Source organism: Sphingomonas gei, from assembly GCF_004792685.1.
In the GTDB taxonomy this organism is placed as follows: domain Bacteria; phylum Pseudomonadota; class Alphaproteobacteria; order Sphingomonadales; family Sphingomonadaceae; genus Sphingomonas; species Sphingomonas gei.
The window spans coordinates 151,017-168,935 of record NZ_SRXT01000003.1; the positions used below are offsets into that span (position 1 = coordinate 151,017).

The window sequence follows — 17,919 nt, forward strand, 5'->3', positions numbered from 1 at the left end:
GTCACGGCATTGTTCTTCGCATGGGGATTCATCTGCGCGAACAACGATCCGCTGGTCGCGGCGCTGCGCCGCGTCTTCGACCTGTCCTATACCGAGGCGCTGCTCACCCATATCGTGTTCTTCGCCGCGTTCGGCATCGTGTCGCTCCCCGCGGCAGCGCTGCTCGGCCGCATCGGCGCGATTCCGACGATGATGATCGCACTCGCCGGCATGATCGCCGGTTGCCTCATCGTTCAGACGACCGTCTGGGCACCGCATTTCCTGCTGCTGCTCGGCGGCCTGTTCGTTCTCGCCGCTGGGATCGTGACGCTGCAAGTCGGCGCCAATCCGCTCGCCGCCGCGCTGGGATCGCCCGAGCGCAGTCATTTTCGCCTGACGCTGGCGCAGTCGTTCAATGCGCTCGGCGTCGTCGCCGGGGTGCAATTCGGCGCCCGGCTGATTCTCGGCGAACCGGTCTTTGCGGGTTCGGAACCGCTCTCGGAGGCAGCGCGCGCGGCAGGGCTGTTCGCGGTCCAGCGCGCGTTCCTGACGATCGCGATGATGGTGGCCGTGTTGATGGTGACGCTCTGGCTGGTCCGCCGCCCGATCGCCCGCGCCGCCCCGCCCGCCCAGCGGTCGCCCGACATCGCCGGCGCCTTCCGCTCGCGCTGGGCAGTGTTCGGCGCGGTAGCCCTCGCGCTCTATGTCGGCGCCGAAGTTGCGATCGGCAGCATGATGATCAATTTCCTCGCGGACGCGCGCACGCTCGGGCTGTCGATGGCCGAAGCCGGCGCATGGCTGGCGACTTTCTATTGGGGCGGCGCGCTCGTCGGGCGCTTCGCGGGGAGCTGGCTGCTGACGCGAGTCGCTGCCCCGCGCCTGCTGCTCGCCGCGGCGTTGGCGGCGGTGCTGCTCTGTGGCGCGGCATTGCTCGCACCCGGGCCGATCGCCGCGGGCTGCGCGCTCGGGATCGGCCTGTTCAATTCGATCATGTTCCCGACGATCTTTTCGCTGACTCTCGAGCGCTCGGCGGCATCGCCGGCGGCGACATCCGGCCTGCTCTGCGTCGCGATCTCCGGCGGTGCAATGGTCCCGCTGCTGGCCGGGCAGGTCGCCGATCGCGCCGGGCTCGGCTGGATATTCGTCGTGCCGCTCGCCGCTTACCTTGTCGTCGCGCTGTTCGCGGGCTCGGCGGGTCGGGCGTCGCCGCGCACTTCGATGCGCTTGCCGCTGAAGCTCTAGGTTCGCGATGGCCTTCCCGTCGCGATGCGCCGCGTCGCAGCGTGCCGTTCGGCGCGGTCGAGCAACGCTTCGAGATCCTCGCGGCTGACGTCGAAGGTCTCGCCCGATTGCTCGAGCGCGGCGTCGATGTCCTCCATCAGCAATCGCGGCCGATCGGCGACCTTCATCGGACGGTGCGGATAGCTGTGGCCGGAGAGGCGATGAAACGCGACTCCGATCGCCGCGAGCGCGACGGCATTCAGCCCGATCGGCAACAGCGCGAAGCCATAGCCTTGCGCGAGAACCGCGGGCGCGAGCACCGGCAGCAGCACTGTGCCGCCGCCGGGCGGATGCAGGCAGCGCAGTACCGACATGAGCAGGATCGCGGCGCCTACCGCTACGCCCGCCGCCAGCGCGCCATGCCCCAGCAGTTGCGCGGTCGCTATCCCCACCAGAGCCGAGACGATGTTTCCGCCGACGATCGGCCAGGGCTGGGCGAGCGGGCTCGAAGGCACTGCGAACAGCAACACCGCCGACGCGCCGAGCGGCGCCGCCAGCAACAGGCCGTGATTCGGCGCGACGAGCGACGAGATCGCGGCACACAGCCCGACACCGATCACCGCGCCTATTCCGGCGATCAGCCGTTCGCGCCAGTTCGCCCCCGCCAGCAGCAGGGCGAAGCGCCGATCCCCGAGACTCATCCTATTTGCGCTGCCAGGCGCGGTCGCCGCCGACCCAGGTCTCGATCACCTTGGTCGCGCGCAAGTCGCCCGGCGCGGCGAGCAGCGGATCGCGGTCGAGGATCAGGAAGTCGGCGCGCATGCCCACTGCGATCCGGCCGATCTTGTCCTCGGCAAACCCGGCATAGGCCGCGCCGGTGGTGAAGCCGGCCCAGCCCTGTTCGCGAGTCACTGCCTCCTGCGGGCGCCAGCCGCCGAACGGCTGGCCGCTCGCGTCCTGCCTCGTGAAGCTCGCTGCCCAGCCGGCCCAGGGATCGGGACTTTCGACCGGGAAGTCCGACCCGAACGCCAGGCGCGAACCGTTCTGCAGCATCGAGCGCCAGGCATAGGCGCCGGCGAGCCGCGCTTCGCCCAGCCGTGCCTCGGCCATGTGCATGTCGCTGGTCTGGTGGACCGGCTGCATCGACGCGATCGTGCCGAACTTGCCGAAACGCGGCAGATCGTTGGGATCGACGATCTGGGCATGCTCGATCCGCCAGCGGCGGTCGCCCTTATAGGTTTCGGACAGGACTTCGATCGCGTCGAGCACCTGCTGGTTGGCGCGGTCGCCGATCGCGTGGACGGCGATCTGGAAGCCGTCCATCGCGCCGCGGATCATGTTGTTGAGCAATTGATCGTCGGTGAGGAAGGGTAGCCCCTTGTTGCCCGGCGCATCGGCATAGTCGGCTTTGAGCCATGCCCCGCGCGAGCCGAGCGCGCCATCGTCGTACAGCTTGATCCCGCCCATTCGCAGCCGTTCGGCATAGAGCCATGGCGTCGGGCCTTGGCCCGCCACGGCGAGTGCGGTGTCGACGCCGCTCGCATAGCTGAGGATGCGGAACTTGAGCAGGCCGAGATCGCCCATCCGCCGATAGGTCAGCCAATCCGGCTGGGTCGTGCCCATGTCGGCCGCGGCGGTAACGCCGAGCGAGAGCAGCTTTTCCTGCGCGGCGAGGAAGGCCGCGTTCTGCTCGCGCGGCGTGAGGCCGGGGATGGTCTTGGCGACGAGGCCCATCGCCGCGTCGACGAAGACGCCTGCGGGTCTTCCGCCGGTGCCGCGTTCGATCCGCCCGCCATTCGGGTCCTTGGTCGCCGCAGTGACGCTGGCAGCCGCGATGGCGCGGCTATTGGCCCAGGCGGCGTGGCCGTCGACTCGCTCGAACCACGCCGGGCGATCGCCGACGGCGGAGTCGAGTTCGGCGGCCGTGGGGAAGCGGCCGAGCTTCCAGCGTTCCTGGTTCCAGCCCCCGCCGAGAATCCATTTGGTCGGGTTCGCGGCGGCATAAATGCGGATCTTGGCCAGCGCTTCGTCGAGCGAATTGGTGTCGGACAAATCGAGGCGGAGCAGCTGCGCGCCGAGCCCCATTACGTGGCCGTGCCCGTCGATCATGCCGGGCACCATCGTCTTGCCGCCCATGTCGATCTTCCAGTCGACCTTTTTGGGCCGCCGCTCCCCGCTCTTGAGCACATAGGTGATCTTGCCGTCGCGGTTCATCATCAGTCCGGTGAAGCGAGTGACCTGCCCCTTGTCGTCGAGCGTCATGCCGTTGACGTTGTCGATGAGCGCGTCCGCCCGCGCGGTGACGGGGGGGGCGAGCGCGAGGAGCGGGGCCATCAGGCGCGCGAGCAGGGGCAGCTTGGACATAGGCTTCCGCGCATAGGACCTGTTCCCCCGCCGCGCCAGATGGTCTAGGCGGAAGCCATCATGGCCACCAAAGCAGCACCGGCGCAGACGCCGCTCCCCGTATCGATCACCGATGTTCGTGCGGCTGCGCAACGGATTATGGGCTCGGTCGTTCGAACGCCGACCCTGGTGAGCAAGACCCTGTCCGATCTCACCGGCGCGACGGTCTATCTAAAGTTCGAGAATCTCCAGTTCACCGCCGCCTACAAGGAGCGCGGCGCGCTCAACACCTTGCTCCAGCTCGACGAGACCGCGCGGTCCAAGGGCGTGATCGCGGCCTCGGCCGGCAACCATGCGCAGGGGCTGGCGTATCACGCGACCCGGCTCGGCATCCCGAGCACGATCGTGATGCCGCTCAACACCCCGACGGTGAAGATCACTCAGACCGAGGGGCACGGCGCCAACGTCATCCTTCACGGCGAAACCTTCGACGCCGCCTATGCGCATTCCCGCGAGCTGGAGGCGGAGCGGGGGTTCACCTTCGTCCACCCGTTCGACGATGTCCGGATCATCGCGGGGCAGGGGACCGCTGCGCTCGAGATGCTTGAGGACGTGCCGGAAATCGACACCCTGGTGATCCCGATCGGCGGCGGCGGGCTGATCTCTGGCTCGGCGGTGGTCGCGAAGTCCGAGGGCCGCATGCTCGATGTCGTAGGGGTCGAGGCCGAGCTCTACCCATCGATGTACAACCGCATCCATCATACCGACATGCCGTGCGCGGGCGATACGCTCGCCGAGGGTATCGCGGTCAAGGAGCCCGGCGGGATCACGTCGAAGATGGTCGAGGCGCTGGTCGACGACATCGTTCTCGTCAGCGAACGCCGGCTGGAAGAGGCCGTCAGCCTGCTCCTCCAGATCGAGAAGACGGTGGTCGAGGGCGCTGGCGCCGCCGGGCTCGCGGCATTGATGGCCGAGCCCGAGCGGTTCCGCGGCAAGACCGTCGGCACCATCCTGTGCGGCGGGAATATCGACACGCGGCTGCTCGCCAACGTGCTGCTGCGCGACCTCGCCCGCTCGGGGCGCCTCGCGCGCCTCCGCATCCGCCTCCAGGACCGCCCGGGCGCGCTGTTCAACGTGGCGCGGATCTTCCACGAACAGGGCGTCAACATCATCGAGGTCTATCATCAGCGCGTATTCACGACGCTCCCTGCCAAGGGCCTGATCACCGACATCGAATGCGAGACGCGCGATCGCGACCATCTCGACCGGCTGATGACCGCGCTGCGCCGGGCGCAATATGAAGTGAGCCCAGTCGAGCTGGCTTAGCCTTCCGGCAGGTCCTGCGCCCAACCGAATCGCCCATACGGCGAACCGAGTCGCCGCGGGATTCACTTGAGATTCCAGTACGGATATAGCGTTTCGGCAGCGTTGCGGCGGCTTACCCCGCACAACGCCGCTATAGTTAACGAAGCCCGTACGCGTGCCAGCGCGGTACGGCGCAACCCTTTGGTTTCGATAGGTTGCACAGAGTTTAAACGTTAACTCTCTTTCTTGGTGAATCGGCTTTTCATCATCCGCTTCCCGCTTCATAGTCGTCCTACAGGCCCGTTCGCAGGGCCGAAGCAAAGGCTTGAGCGGTGACTGCACTCTCCCGTTTCCCGCGGTTCTTCGTGACGAGTCCCTCGCCATGCCCGTATCTGCCGGGCCGGCAGGAGCGGAAGATCTTCACCGAACTGACCGGCCAGCATGCCGGCGAGCTCAACGATGCGCTCGGCCGGATCGGCTTTCGCCGCAGCCAGTCGGTCGCCTACCGGCCGAGCTGCGCGGGCTGCACCGCATGCGTCTCGGTGCGCGTCGTCGCCGATCAGTTCCAGCCCAACGCCACCCAGCGCAAATTGCTCAAGCGGCTCGGCGATCTCGAGGTCACTGCCTGCAAGCCATGGGCGACGGAGGAGCAGTTCGAGCTGCTCCACCGCTATCTGACGTCGCGGCATCCGGGCGGCGGCATGGCAGCGATGGACGAGAACGACTATGCCGACATGGTCGAACAGTCGCCGGTCAGCTCCTACGTCATCGAATATCGCGAGCCTTCGGTGGAAGGCGTGCGCGGCCGGCTGATCGGCGCGTGCATCACCGACCAGCAGGCCGACGGCCTGTCGATGATCTACAGCTTCTTCGAGGCCGACAGCGAAACCCGCCCCGGCCTCGGCAATTTCATCATCATGGATCACATCCTGCGCGCGCGCTCGGCCAGCCTGCCTTATGTCTATCTCGGCTATTGGGTGAAGGGCTCGGAGCGGATGGCGTACAAGACGCGCTATCGGCCGATCGAAGTCCTCGGTCCCAATGGCTGGTCGGTGCTCACCGACGAGGATCTGGCCGTGTCGATGCCCGTCCCGGCGCGGGTGCGCGAACTGGCCTGATCATTCCTGCGAGACGCGAAGCGCGACGTCGAGCTCCTCGTCGCCGGCGCCGATCCGGGTGCCGGCGATCGATGCCGCGCCGAGCGCGTCGAGACCGACCGCTACCCGGACATAGCCGTCATCGGGGGACAGCCCCGTCGCCGGATCGAAGCCGACCCAACCCAGTCGCTCAACATGCGCCTCCGCCCATGCGTGCGGGGCAGACTGGGCGTTGCCGTCGATCCGATATCCCGAGACGTAGCGCGCCGGCACTTCGAAGCTGCGCGCCGCCGCGATGAACATCTGCGCGGCGTCGCGCGAAGTGGCACGTCCGCGTGCAAAGGCTTCCGCCGCAGTCAGCCCGGTGTCCGCCGCGTCGGGGACGTGCGGGAAGCGGATGTGGAGTGCGGCGTTGAATGCGTGGAGGCGGTCCAGCGGATCGCCGGCAAGCGCCATGCTGTCCGCCGCAAATGCCCGAAGATCGTCACCCAATGTCGTGCGTTCCGTCGTGCGCAGATAGATCATCGGCGGCAGCGGCTCGATCGAGCCGTGCACCACGCCGCTGCTGTCGACGGTCAGCACCTCGCCGGTCACGGCGATGTCGATCTCCTCGATCGGCCCCTCGGCGTAGAGCATCGTCACGGCGTTGCCGAGGCCGTCGGTCGCATCGCGCAGCCGCGCGTCGCAATCGACCCCGACCATCCAGCTCACCACGGTCTGATCCTGGGTGTCGCACGGCGTCAGCCGCAGCATCTGCACGATCCGCGCCTGCGGCTTGGTGAAGCGATAGCGCGTGCGATGGTCGATCGTTATTCTCATATGAACCTGAACTGCCGCGCCACGGCGGCATTGAGCATCGAATTCTCGTGGATGAACGCCTCGAGATATTCGTGAAGCCCACTGACGATCACTTCGGAGGTTCGCGTCTTCTGCATCCGCGCCATCCGCGCGCGCGCCATGCGGTCGGCCTCGCCCTGCAGCCCGGTGCGCCGCGCGAGCTGGCTGAGCAGCTGCACCGCTTCCTCGACGCACGCCGCCAGGCTGCGCGGCAGTTCGAAGCGGCTGATCAGCAGGTCGATGACATTGGCGGGCTGGAGCCCGTCGCTGTACAGCCAGCGATAGGCAGTCACTGCCGACACGGTCTGGAGGATCGTCGTCCACTGGTCGCGATCGACTACCCCGCCGACGGCCTCGTCCTCGGGCAGCAACAGATGATATTTGACGTCGACTAGCCGCGCGGTGTTGTCGGCGCGCTCGATCGCCGCGCCGAGCTGGATCAGCCACGTCGCTTCGTTGCGCATCATCCGGTGGATCGAGCCCTCGAAACCGCGCGTCTCGCCCTTGACCTGCTCGACCAGGTTGAGCGTCGCGGTGGCGCCGCCGGTCGAGGCGCGGTTCTGGAACAGCCACCAAGCGCGATTGATCGCGGTCCAGGCGTCGCGGGTGAGCGCGGTGCGCACGGCGCGGGCGTTGTTGCGCGCCATTTCCAGGCAGCGGACGATCGAGCCGGGATGGCTGGGATCGAGCGTCAGGAAGCGCGCGACGTTGCTCTGGGTATAGCTCTGCCCGGTCGCCGCGAAGGCGTCGTCGGTATCGGTGACGGCCAGCGCGCTCTGCCACGCCGCTTCGCCCGCGGGCCGCGCCGAAAGCGCATCGAGCCGGACGGTGGCTTCGACCAGCCGCGCGATGAAGTCGGCACGCTCGACATAGCGGCCAAGCCAGTAGAGCGCCGCCGCGGTGCGCGACAACATCAGCATATCGTCGTCACCCCCGCGAAAGCGGGGGCCCATCTCGGAGAGATGCAGCGGGCGCCGACGGCGGTTTTGGGCGAGCCGGGGGCGGGAGATGGGGCCCCGCCTTCGCGGGGGTGACGAAGCGGGGCGATCATTGCGATTGCCTCTGAGACTGGGATTGGCCGGCCGGGCCATCCTCGAGCAGCACGAAGCTGTCCTTCGTTCCGCCGCCCTGGCTCGAATTGACCACCAGCGATCCCTCGCGCAGCGCTACCCGGGTGAGCCCGCCGGGCACCACGCGGACCCCGTCGCTGCCGGTCAGCACGAACGGACGGAAATCGACGTGCCGCGGCGCGAGGCCTGAATCACTCATCGTCGGCACGGTCGACAGTGCGAGCGTCGGCTGCGCGATATAGCGGTGCGGTTCGGCGGTCAGTGCCGCGCGGAAGTCGGCGATCTGCGCCTTGGTCGCGGTGGGGCCGACGAGCATCCCGTAGCCGCCCGAACCGTCGACCAGTTTCACTACCAGTTCGCCCAGATTGTCGAGCACATAGCTGAGCGCCTGCGGTTCGCGACAGCGGAAGGTCTCGACATTGGGCAGCTTGGCCTCGCCGCCGGAATAGAATTTCACGATCTCGGGCATGTAGCTGTAGATCGCCTTGTCGTCGGCAATGCCGTTTCCGGGCGCGTTGATCAGCGCGACATTGCCCGCGCGATAGGCGCCGATCAGCCCGGGTACGCCGAGCAGCGAGTCCGCGCGAAAGGTGAGCGGGTCGAGATAATCGTCGTCGATCCGGCGATAGATCACGTCGACCTTCACGCGGCCGGCGATGGTCTGCACCCAGACGAAATCGTCGTCGACGACCAGATCGGCCGCCTCGACCAGCTCGATCCCCATCGAATCGGCGAGGAAGCTGTGTTCGTAATAAGCCGAGTTGAAATGGCCGGGAGTGAGCACGACGCAGACCGGGTGGCGATTGTTGCCGGGCGCGACCGAGCGCATCGTCTCGAGCAGCATGTCGGGATAGGAATCGACCGGCGCGACGCGGAAATCGCGGAACAGTTCGGGGCAGAGCCGCAGCATCGCCTCACGATTTTCGAGCATGTACGAGACGCCGGAGGGGGTCCGGGCATTATCCTCGAGCACATAGAATTCGTCGGGCCCGACGCGGACCAGATCGATCCCGCAAATGTGCGCCCATACGCCGTGCGGCGGGCGGATGCCGGCCACTTCGGGGCGGAACTGCTCGTTGCGATAGATCAATTCGGGCGGGATCAGCCCTTCCTTGAGGATGCGGCGTTCGCCGTAAATGTCCTCGAGGAAGGCGTTGATCGCCTCGACCCGCTGGACCAGCCCCTCGCACAGCCGCGTCCATTCCTGCTGGAGGAAGACGCGCGGCACGATATCGAACGGGATGATCCGCTCGGCCGCGTCGCTGTCGCCATAGACTGCAAAGGTGATGCCCAATTGGCGGAACGCGGCCTCGGCGGATTGTTGGCGGCGCTGGAGTTCTGTAGCCGGGGTGTCGGCCACCCACTGCGACAGCGCAGCGAATTCGGGCCGCGGGTCTTCGGGCCCGCCATGCCCCCAGATCTCGTCAAACGCCCCGCGTGTCGCCATCAACGCTCCCAAGTGCAGCAGGCCGCCGCAAGTTCCATCGCAAGTTCCATGCTGCAATGCTTTGTTGCGTTGCACAAGGGGGCGTTATCGGGCGGCAGCACGCTCGGTCAGCAGCGACTTGCTGAGGATCTGGGGCAGGATTTCGGGCTCGACGGTGCCCGGCGCGTACCAGAGATACAGCGGCACACCGGCGCGGTTGTGTCGCTCGATGAAGCGGCCGAGTTCGGGATCGCCATTGGTCCAGTCGCCGACCAGTACCGCAACCTTGCCTTTGGCGAGCGCGCGGATGACCGGCGCGGTCTCGATCACTGCCTTTTCGTTGACCTTGCAGGTCAGGCACCAGTCGGCAGTGAAATAGGCGAAGACCGGGCGGCCCTGCGCGCGAAGCGCGGCGAGGCGCGCCTCGCTGAAGCGCTCGCCATGCGCGAACTTCTGCTCGAGCGCGACCGGGCGGACGAAGGCCGCGGGAGCGATCGCGAGGACCAGCGCCGGCAGCGCGAACAGCCAGGCAAAGCTGCGGCCCTTGTGCTGACGAACCCCGACCGTCCACAGCCCCAGCGCGACGATCAGGACCGACCCGAGGCCAAGGATCAGGCCCAGACTGCCCGCTTGCCGCCACAGCACCCAAAGCAGCGCCAGTGCGGTCAGGAACATCGGGATCGAAAGGATATGGCGCAGCCGGATCATCCACGCGCCGGGTTTGGGCAGGCGTCGCCGCAGCGCGGGGATGAAGCCGAGCAGCAGGAAGGGAAGCGCGATGCCGAGCCCGAGCCCGGCGAAGATCGCCAGCGCCGCGGGCCAGGGCAGGATCAATGCCGCGCCGAGCGCTGACGCCATGAACGGGCCGCTGCACGGAGTCGCCACGAAGGCGGCGAGCGCGCCGGTGGCGAAGGCGCCGCCATGGCCGCGCGCGGCGGCGCGGTTGACGAAGCCCGGGGCGCCGATTTCGAACAGGCCGGCAAGGTTGAGCGCGATGCCGGTCATCAGCAGCAGCAGGATCAGGATGATCCGCGGATCCTGCAGCTGGAACGCCCAGCCCACCGTGGCGCCGGCTGCGCGGATCGCGAGCAATGCGCCGCCGAGCGCAAGGCATACCGCGATCACCCCGGCGGTATAAGCGAGTGCTTCGCCGCGCGGCTTCGCATTGGCGTCATTGGACTTGGCGAGGCTCAGCGCCTTGAGGCTCAGGATCGGGAAGACGCACGGCATGATGTTGAGGATCAGCCCGCCCGTTACCGCGCCGAGAAAGGCGAGGAGCGTCGCGCCGAGCCAGCCGCCGCTGGCCGCGGCGGGAGGCACCGTGCCGGGGATGGCCTGGACGATGAAGCCCCGGTCGCCGAACGCCAGCACGCCGTTGACCGCACCCGAAGGCGCTTTGGCGGCCGCTTCGACTACGACCCGGTCGCCTTCGCGGATCACGCGCTGCGGGGCGGCATAGTCGATCGCATTCTGAGTCAGCGGGTAGAAATAGCCTTCGCCCGCAAGCGAAGCCGCGGCGGGAAAGGGTATTCCCAGCCGGAACATGGCGCCGTCCCGCTGATAGGTCGCCTGCGCGCCCAGCGGCTTGGGCAATGCGGCGCGCCAGCCGTCGAAGCGGGCCCGGCGGTCGGCGGGGATGGCGCCGTCGCCGATGGTCAGCGTGGTCGCGAGCTCGGCCTTCTCGGGAACGCATATCTGGTCGGTGCAGACGAGATAGTCGAGCTTCACGCGGACGGGAAACGGATCGCCGGGCTTCGCTTCGGCGGGAACGTGCAGCGTCACCAGCGGCGCGAACGGCGCCTCGTAGACATAGTTCATCAGCCCGGCGATGGTCAGCCGCTGCGGCACGGGGTAGCGGATCGGATCGGTGGTCGCGCCCGTCGGCAGCGTCCATTGCGCCCTGACCGGAAGCCCCGCGTCGCCGGGATTTTCCCAATAGGCATGCCAGCCGCGCTCGGGGGTCGAGGCAAAAGCGAGCGTGACTTCGCTGCCGGCGGCCGGACGATCGGTCTCGGCGATCAATTCGATGCGGACATGCGGGCCCTTGCCCGGCGGCTGCGCCGATGCGGGGGCGGTCGCCAGCCAGAGCGCGAGCGACATCAAGACGAAACGAAGCAGGGCCATGGCATTTCCTTGCCCAAGAAAGTCCGATGGACAATAGCTGGGCAAAATTCCCTCACGCTTCGGAGACGGGTTCCCGATGAAGTTTGTTCTTCCCGCTGCGCTGGCGTTGCTCGCCGCCATTCCGGCCGCTGCCCAACAGGCGCCCGCGTCCGCTGCTTCTGCGGCGCCGGCCGCGCCTCCGAAGCTGCTGGTGGTGATCTCGGTCGACCAGTTCTCGGCGGACTTGTTCGCCGAATATCGCGGCCAGTTCCGTGAAGGATTCGCCCGGCTGCTGTCGGGTGCGGTGTTCCCCTCGGGGTATCAGAGCCACGCCGCGACCGAGACCTGTCCCGGCCACTCGACGATCCTCAGCGGCGCACGACCGGCGCGAACAGGGATCATCGCCAATGACTGGACCGATTTCGGTGCACCGCGCGAAGACAAGACCGTCTATTGCGCCGAGGACGAGAGCGTCCCCGGCAGCACTTCGACCAAATACACCGTCTCGGACAAGCATCTGAAGGTGCCGACGCTCGGCGAGTGGATGAAGCTCGCAGATCCCGCCAGCCGCGTCGTCTCGGTCGCGGGCAAGGACCGCGCCGCGGTGATGATGGGCGGGCACAAGGTCGACGAACTCTGGTGGTGGGACGGCAAGGGCTTCGTCTCCTATGCCGGCCGCGCCGAGCCCGCGATGGTCGGGCGGGTCAATACCAGCGTCGCCGAGCGACTCGCCCAGGCGCAGGAGCCGATCGCGCTGACTCCGTTCTGCCGGGCGCGAAGCCGGGCGGTGCCGGTGACGCCGACCTTCTCGGTCGGGGACGGGCGGTTCGCCCGCGCCGCCGGCGACGTCAAGGCCTTCCGCGCCTCGCCCGAGTTCGACGAGGCGATCCTCGCGCTCGGCGCAGGTCTCGCGACCGACATGAAGCTGGGACAGGGGCCGCATACCGATCTGCTGATCCTCGGCGCGTCCGCTACCGATTATGTCGGCCATAGCCTCGGCACCGAGGGCAGCGAGATGTGTCTCCAGCTGCAGGCGCTCGACCAGACGCTCGGCAAGCTGTTCGCGGTGCTCGACAAGACCGGCGTCGACTATGCCGTGGTGCTGACCGCCGATCACGGCGGCCACGATTTGCCCGAACGCAACCGCGACCATGCCGCGCCCACGGCGGCGCGCGTCGATCCGGCGCTGTCGGCGATCGCGATCGGCAAGCAGATCGCGGCGAAGCTGGCGATTGCGGGTCCGACGCTGGTCGGCGGCGCGGCGGGCGACGTCTATTTCGATCCGAAGCTGACCAAGGCGCAGCGCGCCGCGGTGCAGGCGGAAGCGATCCGGCTCTATTCGGCGCACCCGCAGGTCCAGGCAGTGCTGACCCGCGCCCAGATCGCGGCGACCGCCGCGCCGAAGGGGCCGCCCGAGACCTGGACCCTGCTCGAGCGCGCGCGGCAGTCGTACGAGCCTTCGCGTTCGGGCGACCTCGTTATCGCCCTCAAGCCGCGCGTGACTCCGATCGCGACGCCAGGACCCGGTTATGTCGCGACGCATGGCAGTTTCTGGGACTATGACCGGCGCGTGCCGATCCTGTTCTGGCGCAAGGGGATGGTCGGTTTCGAGCAGCCGCTGTCGGTGGAGACGGTCGACATCGCGCCGACGCTCGCGTCGCTGATCGGCGTGCCGGTGCCGGTGCAGATCGACGGGCGGTGTCTCGATCTGGATGCGGGGGCAGGAACGACCTGCCCGTGAGCTAAACGCTTTCGTCCTTTAACCCGGACTTGCGGCGACATGCCCGCTCGCATCGCGCGAGCAGAGCAGCGCACTTGCCAAAGCGAGACCAGCTATCGCCGCAACGTTCCTCGAACGATTGGGGCACTCGAGGTCTGGCCGGTCAGTAACGGATGCGCGGTTATTGGCGGTCGTCAGGATCAGGTGCGCGGGTTATGCTCGCTTTTCTAGCCGATTCGCGCCGGATCGGAAATGGAATGGGCGGGCACACTCCATTACATGACGTTTCAGTCCGATGCCCCACCATCCGCCGTTGCCCAACAGTCGCTCGACCCGGCGCTGGCCTGCTTCCTGTTGCTGTCGCGGTTCCTCGGCGTGGCCGCCGATCCGGGCCAGATCGTCCATGAACGCGGCAAGGGCGACGATCCGTTCACCCTGGAAGATCTGTCGCGCATCTCGAAGCGACTGGGCCTGATCGCGCGTATTCGATCGGCGCGGGAGTCCGAACTCGCCGGACTTCCGCTTCCCGCGATCGCGACCTTGCGCGACGGCAGCGCGATCCTTGTCCTGAAGGTCGAGGAGGCGAAGGAAGCTTCGCGGTTGCTCGTCCAGCCGGCCGGTGCCGATCGGCCGGAGGTCTGGACCACGGAAGAATTCGTCGGGCGCGCCACCGGACGGCTGCTCCTGCTGACGTCGCGCGATCGTTTCGCCGGGGCCACGCGTCCCTTCGACATCAGCTGGTTCATCCCAGCGCTGGTCCGCTACAGAAAGCCGTTGCGCGACGTGCTCATCGCCTCCTTCTTCCTGCAAGTGATGGGGCTGGTCTCGCCGATCTTCTTCCAGCTGGTGATCGACAAGGTGCTCGTCCATCAATCCATGTCGACGCTGGATGTCCTCGCGATCGGCCTCGCGGTGGTGCTGCTCTGGGAAACCGCCTTATCGGGGCTGCGCAACTGGCTGTTCGCGCACAGCACCAATCGAGTCGATGCGGAGCTGTCCGCCCGGATGTTCCGGCACCTGCTCAATCTGCCGCTCAGCTATTTCGAAGCCCGGCGCGTCGGCGACAGCGTCGCGCGCGTCCGCGAGCTCGAGCGCATCCGCGAGTTCCTGACGTCCAATTCGGTGACCGTGGTGCTCGACCTGTTCTTCACCATTGTGTTCTTCGCGGTGATGTACCTGTACAGCCCGATGCTCAGCCTGATCGTGGCTTTGTCGATTCCGGTCTATGCCGCGATCTCGATCCTGATCACGCCGCCCTTGCGCGCGATGCTCGACGAGAAGTTCCGCCGCGGCGCCGAGAGCCAGGCCTTCCTGGTCGAGAGCGTCACGGGCATCGGCACGCTCAAGGCGATGGCGGTCGAGCCGCAGATGCGCGACAAATGGGAGAAGCTGTTCGCCGGCTATACCAGCATCGGCTTCTCGGTGATCAGGCTCGCCAATTGGGGTAGCCATCTGATCCAGCTCGTGTCGAAGCTGACGACGGTGCTGATCCTGTATTTCGGTGCGAAGGCGGTGATCGCGGGCGATCTGACGATCGGATCGCTGGTCGCGTTCAACATGCTTGCGGGACGCGTCGCCCAGCCGATCCTGCGCCTGTCGCAGTTGTGGCAGGATTTCCAGCAAGCGCGCATCTCGGTCGATCGGCTCGGCGACGTGCTCAATGCGCCGGCCGAGCCCGAGCACAATCCCAACCGCGCCACGCTGCCGCCGATCGAGGGCCGCATCGTCTTCGATCGGGTCCGCTTCCGCTACCGTGCCGAGCTGCCCGAGGCGCTGCGCGGAGTCTCGCTCGAGGTCGGCGCGGGCGAGATGCTCGGCATCGTCGGTCCGTCGGGTTCGGGCAAGTCGACGCTGACCAAACTCGTCCAGCGGCTTTATGTGCCCGAGCAGGGCAGGGTCTTGGTCGACGGGACCGATCTCGCGCTCGTCGACCCGGCTTGGCTGCGCCGCCAGATCGGCGTGGTGCTGCAGGAAAATATCCTGTTCAACCGCTCGGTCCGCGAGAATATCGCGCTCGGCGACCCGACGCTGCCGATGGAGGCAGTGATCGCCGCCGCCGAGCTGGCGGGCGCGAACGAGTTCATCCTGGCGATGCCGCAGGGCTATGACACCGTGATCGAGGAGCGCGGCGCCAATCTTTCGGGCGGGCAGCGCCAGCGGATCGCGATCGCCCGCGCCCTGATCGGCAACCCGCGCATCCTGATCCTCGACGAGGCGACTTCGGCGCTCGACGCGGAAAGCGAGGAAATCATCCAGACCAACCTTCGCCGGATGGCGCAGGGCCGGACCGTGCTGATCATCGCGCACCGGCTCTCCGCGGTCCGGCAATGCCACCGGATCGTCACGGTCGAGGATGGCGCGATCACCGAGGAAGGGGATCACGCCGCGTTGCTGGCTGCCGGCGGACGCTATTCCCAACTGCACCGCAAGCAGATGGGCCCTGCGCTATGAGCCCGGCCGAGCGTTTCCCCACCCTTGCCCGGCATTGGCAGGTGCTTCGCGAATCCTGGCGCGCGCAGAACCGCGCCGATGCCGCTGCGCGCCCGCAGAGCGATCACCAATTCCTGCCCGCCGCGCTCGAGATCATGGAGACCCCGCCCAGCCCCGGGCTGCGCTGGCTGATGCTCACTTTGTGCGGGCTGTTCGGAGTCGCATTGCTGTGGGCGATCTTCGCGCATGTCGACGTAGTGGCGGTGGCGCGCGGCAAGGTTATTCCGTCCGCCAACGTCAAGCTGATCCAGCCGATCGAGATCGGCGCGATCCGCGCCATCCATGTCCGCAACGGCCAGCACGTCGTCAAGGGCCAGCTGCTGATCGAGCTCGATCCGACGCTCGCCGGGGCCGACGAAGCGCAAGCCACCCAGGGCCTGGCGTCGGCCAATGTGCTCAAGGCGCGCAACGATGCCCTGCTCGATTATCTCGGCGGAGGCCGTGGCGGGTTCGTCGCGCCGGCGGGAGTGCCGGCGGTGATCGCCGAGACGCAGCGCCGCTATGTCGCCATCGCGATCGCCGAATATGAAGCGCAGCGCGCCAGCCTTGCCCAGCAACGCGCACAGAGCGCGGCCGAGCTCGCCTCGTCCACTGCCGAGATCGCCAAGCTCGACCAGACGCTGCCGCTGGTCGAGCGCCAGCTCGCCGCGCGCAAGGAGCTTACCGAAAAGGGATATTTCTCCCAGATCCGGCTGCTCGAATATGAGCAGCAGCGCATCGAGCATCTGCGCAACATCGACGTCCAGCACGCTGCGGCCGCCAAGGCCCGCGCGTCGATGGCGACTCTCGACGCCGAGATGGCAAAGCTTCGCGATACCTTCGCCAAGGGCGCGTTCGCCGATCTTACCGAGGCGACCGACAAATCGACCATGGCCACCGAAGAACTGCGCAAGTCGGCTCGCCGTCGCGCATTCCAGCAGCTCCGCGCGCCGGTGAGCGGCACCGTCCAGCAGCTCGCGGTCACGACGATCGGGGGGGTGGTCCAGCCTGCCCAGGCGCTGATGGTGATCGTCCCAGACGAAAGCGCAGTCGAGATCGAGGCGGAGATCCTCAACAAGGACATCGGCTTCGTCCGCGAGGGGCAGGAAGTTCGCGTCAAGCTCGATGCCTATCCCTTCACCGATTTCGGGCTGATCGATGGTGTGGTCGAGACAATAAGCCGCGATGCGATCGAGCAGGCGCAGACCCCCTCGAACACCGCGAAGGGCGAAAGGCCGCAACCGGGTGGTGGCCTGATCTACGCCGCGCGAATTCGCCTGAAGCGGCGCACGATCCGGATCGCCGGCCGTGACCAGCTGATCGGCCCCGGACTTGCGGTCCAGGCGGAGATCAAGACCGGCGAAAGACGCGTCATTCAATATCTTCTGTCACCAATTGCCCAGACCGTGGACGAGGCTGGACGCGAGCGATGAATTTTTACGATTTGCCAACCGATCTGTTGACGCACAACTCGGCGCGATCAATAAAATCAATTGGGTCTTTCCGAATCGCCAGAAGGTAATTGCCTCGGCGCTCGATCTCACTGCTCCCGGGGGGGAAGGGAATTGTGCCGCGCCTCATGCCTTCGAGAACGCGATGCCCGGCCTGGCGCCGGGCCGTGGTGCGTGGCGTCGGGTGCGGCGCGGTCCTGCTCGCTGCGGGGTGCGCTACCGGAACTGCCGGATCGGGTCGGCGGGACATGACGCGCTCCGAGGATTTGCAGGACGCTCCGGTGATCGGATGGCGCTGCTCCGAAACCGCTTATTTGCCGGGCAGGGTGAGAGTCGCGCTGCACGCCCCCGTGATAGAGGCGCCTCTGGGCGCGGGGCCGTTCGATCCGCCTGCCGGTTTTCAATTCCATTTGTATCGCGACAAAGCAGACCGCACCATTCAAGCGGCGATAAGCTGGAGCCATGTCCACGAGGACCTCCGCCTCGGCACCCCGTACAACCTGTATTTCGAAGTGCCGCGCCGCCTCGTCCGCGGTGAATCCCTGCGTCTGGCGGCGCCCGACGGGAGCGTGACTCGCATTGCGTCGAACTCCGGGAACATTCACTTCGCCGATCCGGGTGCCGGGTACGTCAACACGATGAATCGCGACCTGATCGAAGCGTTGCTGCGCAGCGCGGAATACGACGTCGCGGTCGAAGGCTCGGGCGTCACCGGCAATGTCGGCACGATCAAGCTTTTCTCTCATGACGAAGCCGCGTCGCTTTATCGAGCGATGCTTGGAAAGATCAAATCAAAGGCGCGCGACCCGCAGAAATATTGTGAGGCGGTCCATGCGCCGGAGGTTACCGACGAATCCATAGTCTAGCCGCTTGGGGCGCCATCGAGACCATAGGAAGT

13 protein-coding genes are annotated in these 17,919 nt (G+C 67.0%); 7 read left to right on the forward strand and 6 right to left on the reverse strand.

Annotation, left to right across the window (positions count from 1 at the left end):
• The first annotated feature begins 9 nt into the window (after positions 1-9).
• Positions 10-1,221 carry an MFS transporter gene (locus E5A73_RS07965; RefSeq protein ID WP_240700087.1) on the forward strand — a complete coding sequence of 404 codons (1,212 nt, stop codon included), beginning with the start codon at positions 10-12 and terminating at the stop codon, positions 1,219-1,221.
• Here the strand turns inward: E5A73_RS07965 and E5A73_RS07970 are convergent.
• Positions 1,218-1,901 carry an HPP family protein gene (locus E5A73_RS07970; protein WP_135963291.1) on the reverse strand — a complete coding sequence of 228 codons (684 nt, stop codon included), beginning with the start codon at positions 1,899-1,901 and terminating at the stop codon, positions 1,218-1,220. The two genes, E5A73_RS07965 and E5A73_RS07970, sit on opposite strands and share 4 nt — an antisense overlap.
• 1 nt (position 1,902) lies before the next feature.
• Positions 1,903-3,564 (reverse strand): amidohydrolase, encoded by a 1,662-nt coding sequence (locus E5A73_RS07975; RefSeq protein WP_240700088.1) that lies wholly within the window; start codon positions 3,562-3,564, stop codon positions 1,903-1,905.
• A 60-nt stretch (positions 3,565-3,624) separates the two neighbouring features.
• Between E5A73_RS07975 and E5A73_RS07980 the strand changes: the two genes are divergently transcribed.
• Complete coding sequence (locus tag E5A73_RS07980) at positions 3,625-4,869, forward strand: threonine ammonia-lyase (RefSeq protein ID WP_135963292.1); 1,245 nt, start codon at positions 3,625-3,627, stop codon at positions 4,867-4,869.
• 311 nt (positions 4,870-5,180) lie between these two features.
• Positions 5,181-5,966, forward strand: a complete 786-nt coding sequence (locus E5A73_RS07985; RefSeq protein WP_135963293.1) for an arginyltransferase — start codon at positions 5,181-5,183, stop codon at positions 5,964-5,966.
• Here the strand turns inward: E5A73_RS07985 and E5A73_RS07990 are convergent, their stop codons facing one another.
• The 4 genes from E5A73_RS07990 to E5A73_RS08005 all read right to left on the reverse strand — a co-directional run bounded on the left by E5A73_RS07990 (position 5,967) and on the right by E5A73_RS08005 (position 11,402).
• Positions 5,967-6,764 (reverse strand): transglutaminase family protein, encoded by a 798-nt coding sequence (locus E5A73_RS07990; protein WP_135963294.1) that lies wholly within the window; start codon positions 6,762-6,764, stop codon positions 5,967-5,969.
• Positions 6,761-7,696 carry an alpha-E domain-containing protein gene (locus tag E5A73_RS07995; protein WP_206366448.1) on the reverse strand — a complete coding sequence of 312 codons (936 nt, stop codon included), beginning with the start codon at positions 7,694-7,696 and terminating at the stop codon, positions 6,761-6,763. Before E5A73_RS07995 ends, E5A73_RS07990 begins: the two co-directional genes overlap by 4 nt.
• 133 nt (positions 7,697-7,829) lie before the next feature.
• The gene (locus E5A73_RS08000; protein WP_135963296.1) at positions 7,830-9,299 is read right to left on the reverse strand and encodes a circularly permuted type 2 ATP-grasp protein; all 1,470 of its coding nucleotides are present in this window, start codon (positions 9,297-9,299) and stop codon (positions 7,830-7,832) included.
• A gap of 84 nt (positions 9,300-9,383) precedes the next feature.
• Entirely contained in the window at positions 9,384-11,402 is a 2,019-nt protein-coding gene (locus E5A73_RS08005; protein WP_135963297.1) for a protein-disulfide reductase DsbD family protein, read from the reverse strand.
• A 76-nt stretch (positions 11,403-11,478) separates the two neighbouring features.
• Between E5A73_RS08005 and E5A73_RS08010 the strand changes: the two genes are divergently transcribed.
• The 4 genes from E5A73_RS08010 to E5A73_RS08025 all read left to right on the forward strand — a co-directional run bounded on the left by E5A73_RS08010 (position 11,479) and on the right by E5A73_RS08025 (position 17,887).
• Complete coding sequence (locus E5A73_RS08010; protein ID WP_135963298.1) at positions 11,479-13,122, forward strand: alkaline phosphatase family protein; 1,644 nt, start codon at positions 11,479-11,481, stop codon at positions 13,120-13,122.
• Between the two features lie 231 nt (positions 13,123-13,353).
• Positions 13,354-15,552 carry a type I secretion system permease/ATPase gene (locus tag E5A73_RS08015; protein WP_240700089.1) on the forward strand — a complete coding sequence of 733 codons (2,199 nt, stop codon included), beginning with the start codon at positions 13,354-13,356 and terminating at the stop codon, positions 15,550-15,552.
• A complete protein-coding gene (locus E5A73_RS08020; RefSeq protein WP_168355857.1) occupies positions 15,549-17,003 on the forward strand; it encodes an HlyD family type I secretion periplasmic adaptor subunit in 1,455 nt (484 codons plus the stop codon). Before E5A73_RS08015 ends, E5A73_RS08020 begins: the two co-directional genes overlap by 4 nt.
• A gap of 266 nt (positions 17,004-17,269) precedes the next feature.
• Positions 17,270-17,887, forward strand: a complete 618-nt coding sequence (locus E5A73_RS08025) for a hypothetical protein (protein ID WP_135963301.1) — start codon at positions 17,270-17,272, stop codon at positions 17,885-17,887.
• The last annotated feature ends 32 nt before the right edge of the window (positions 17,888-17,919 follow it).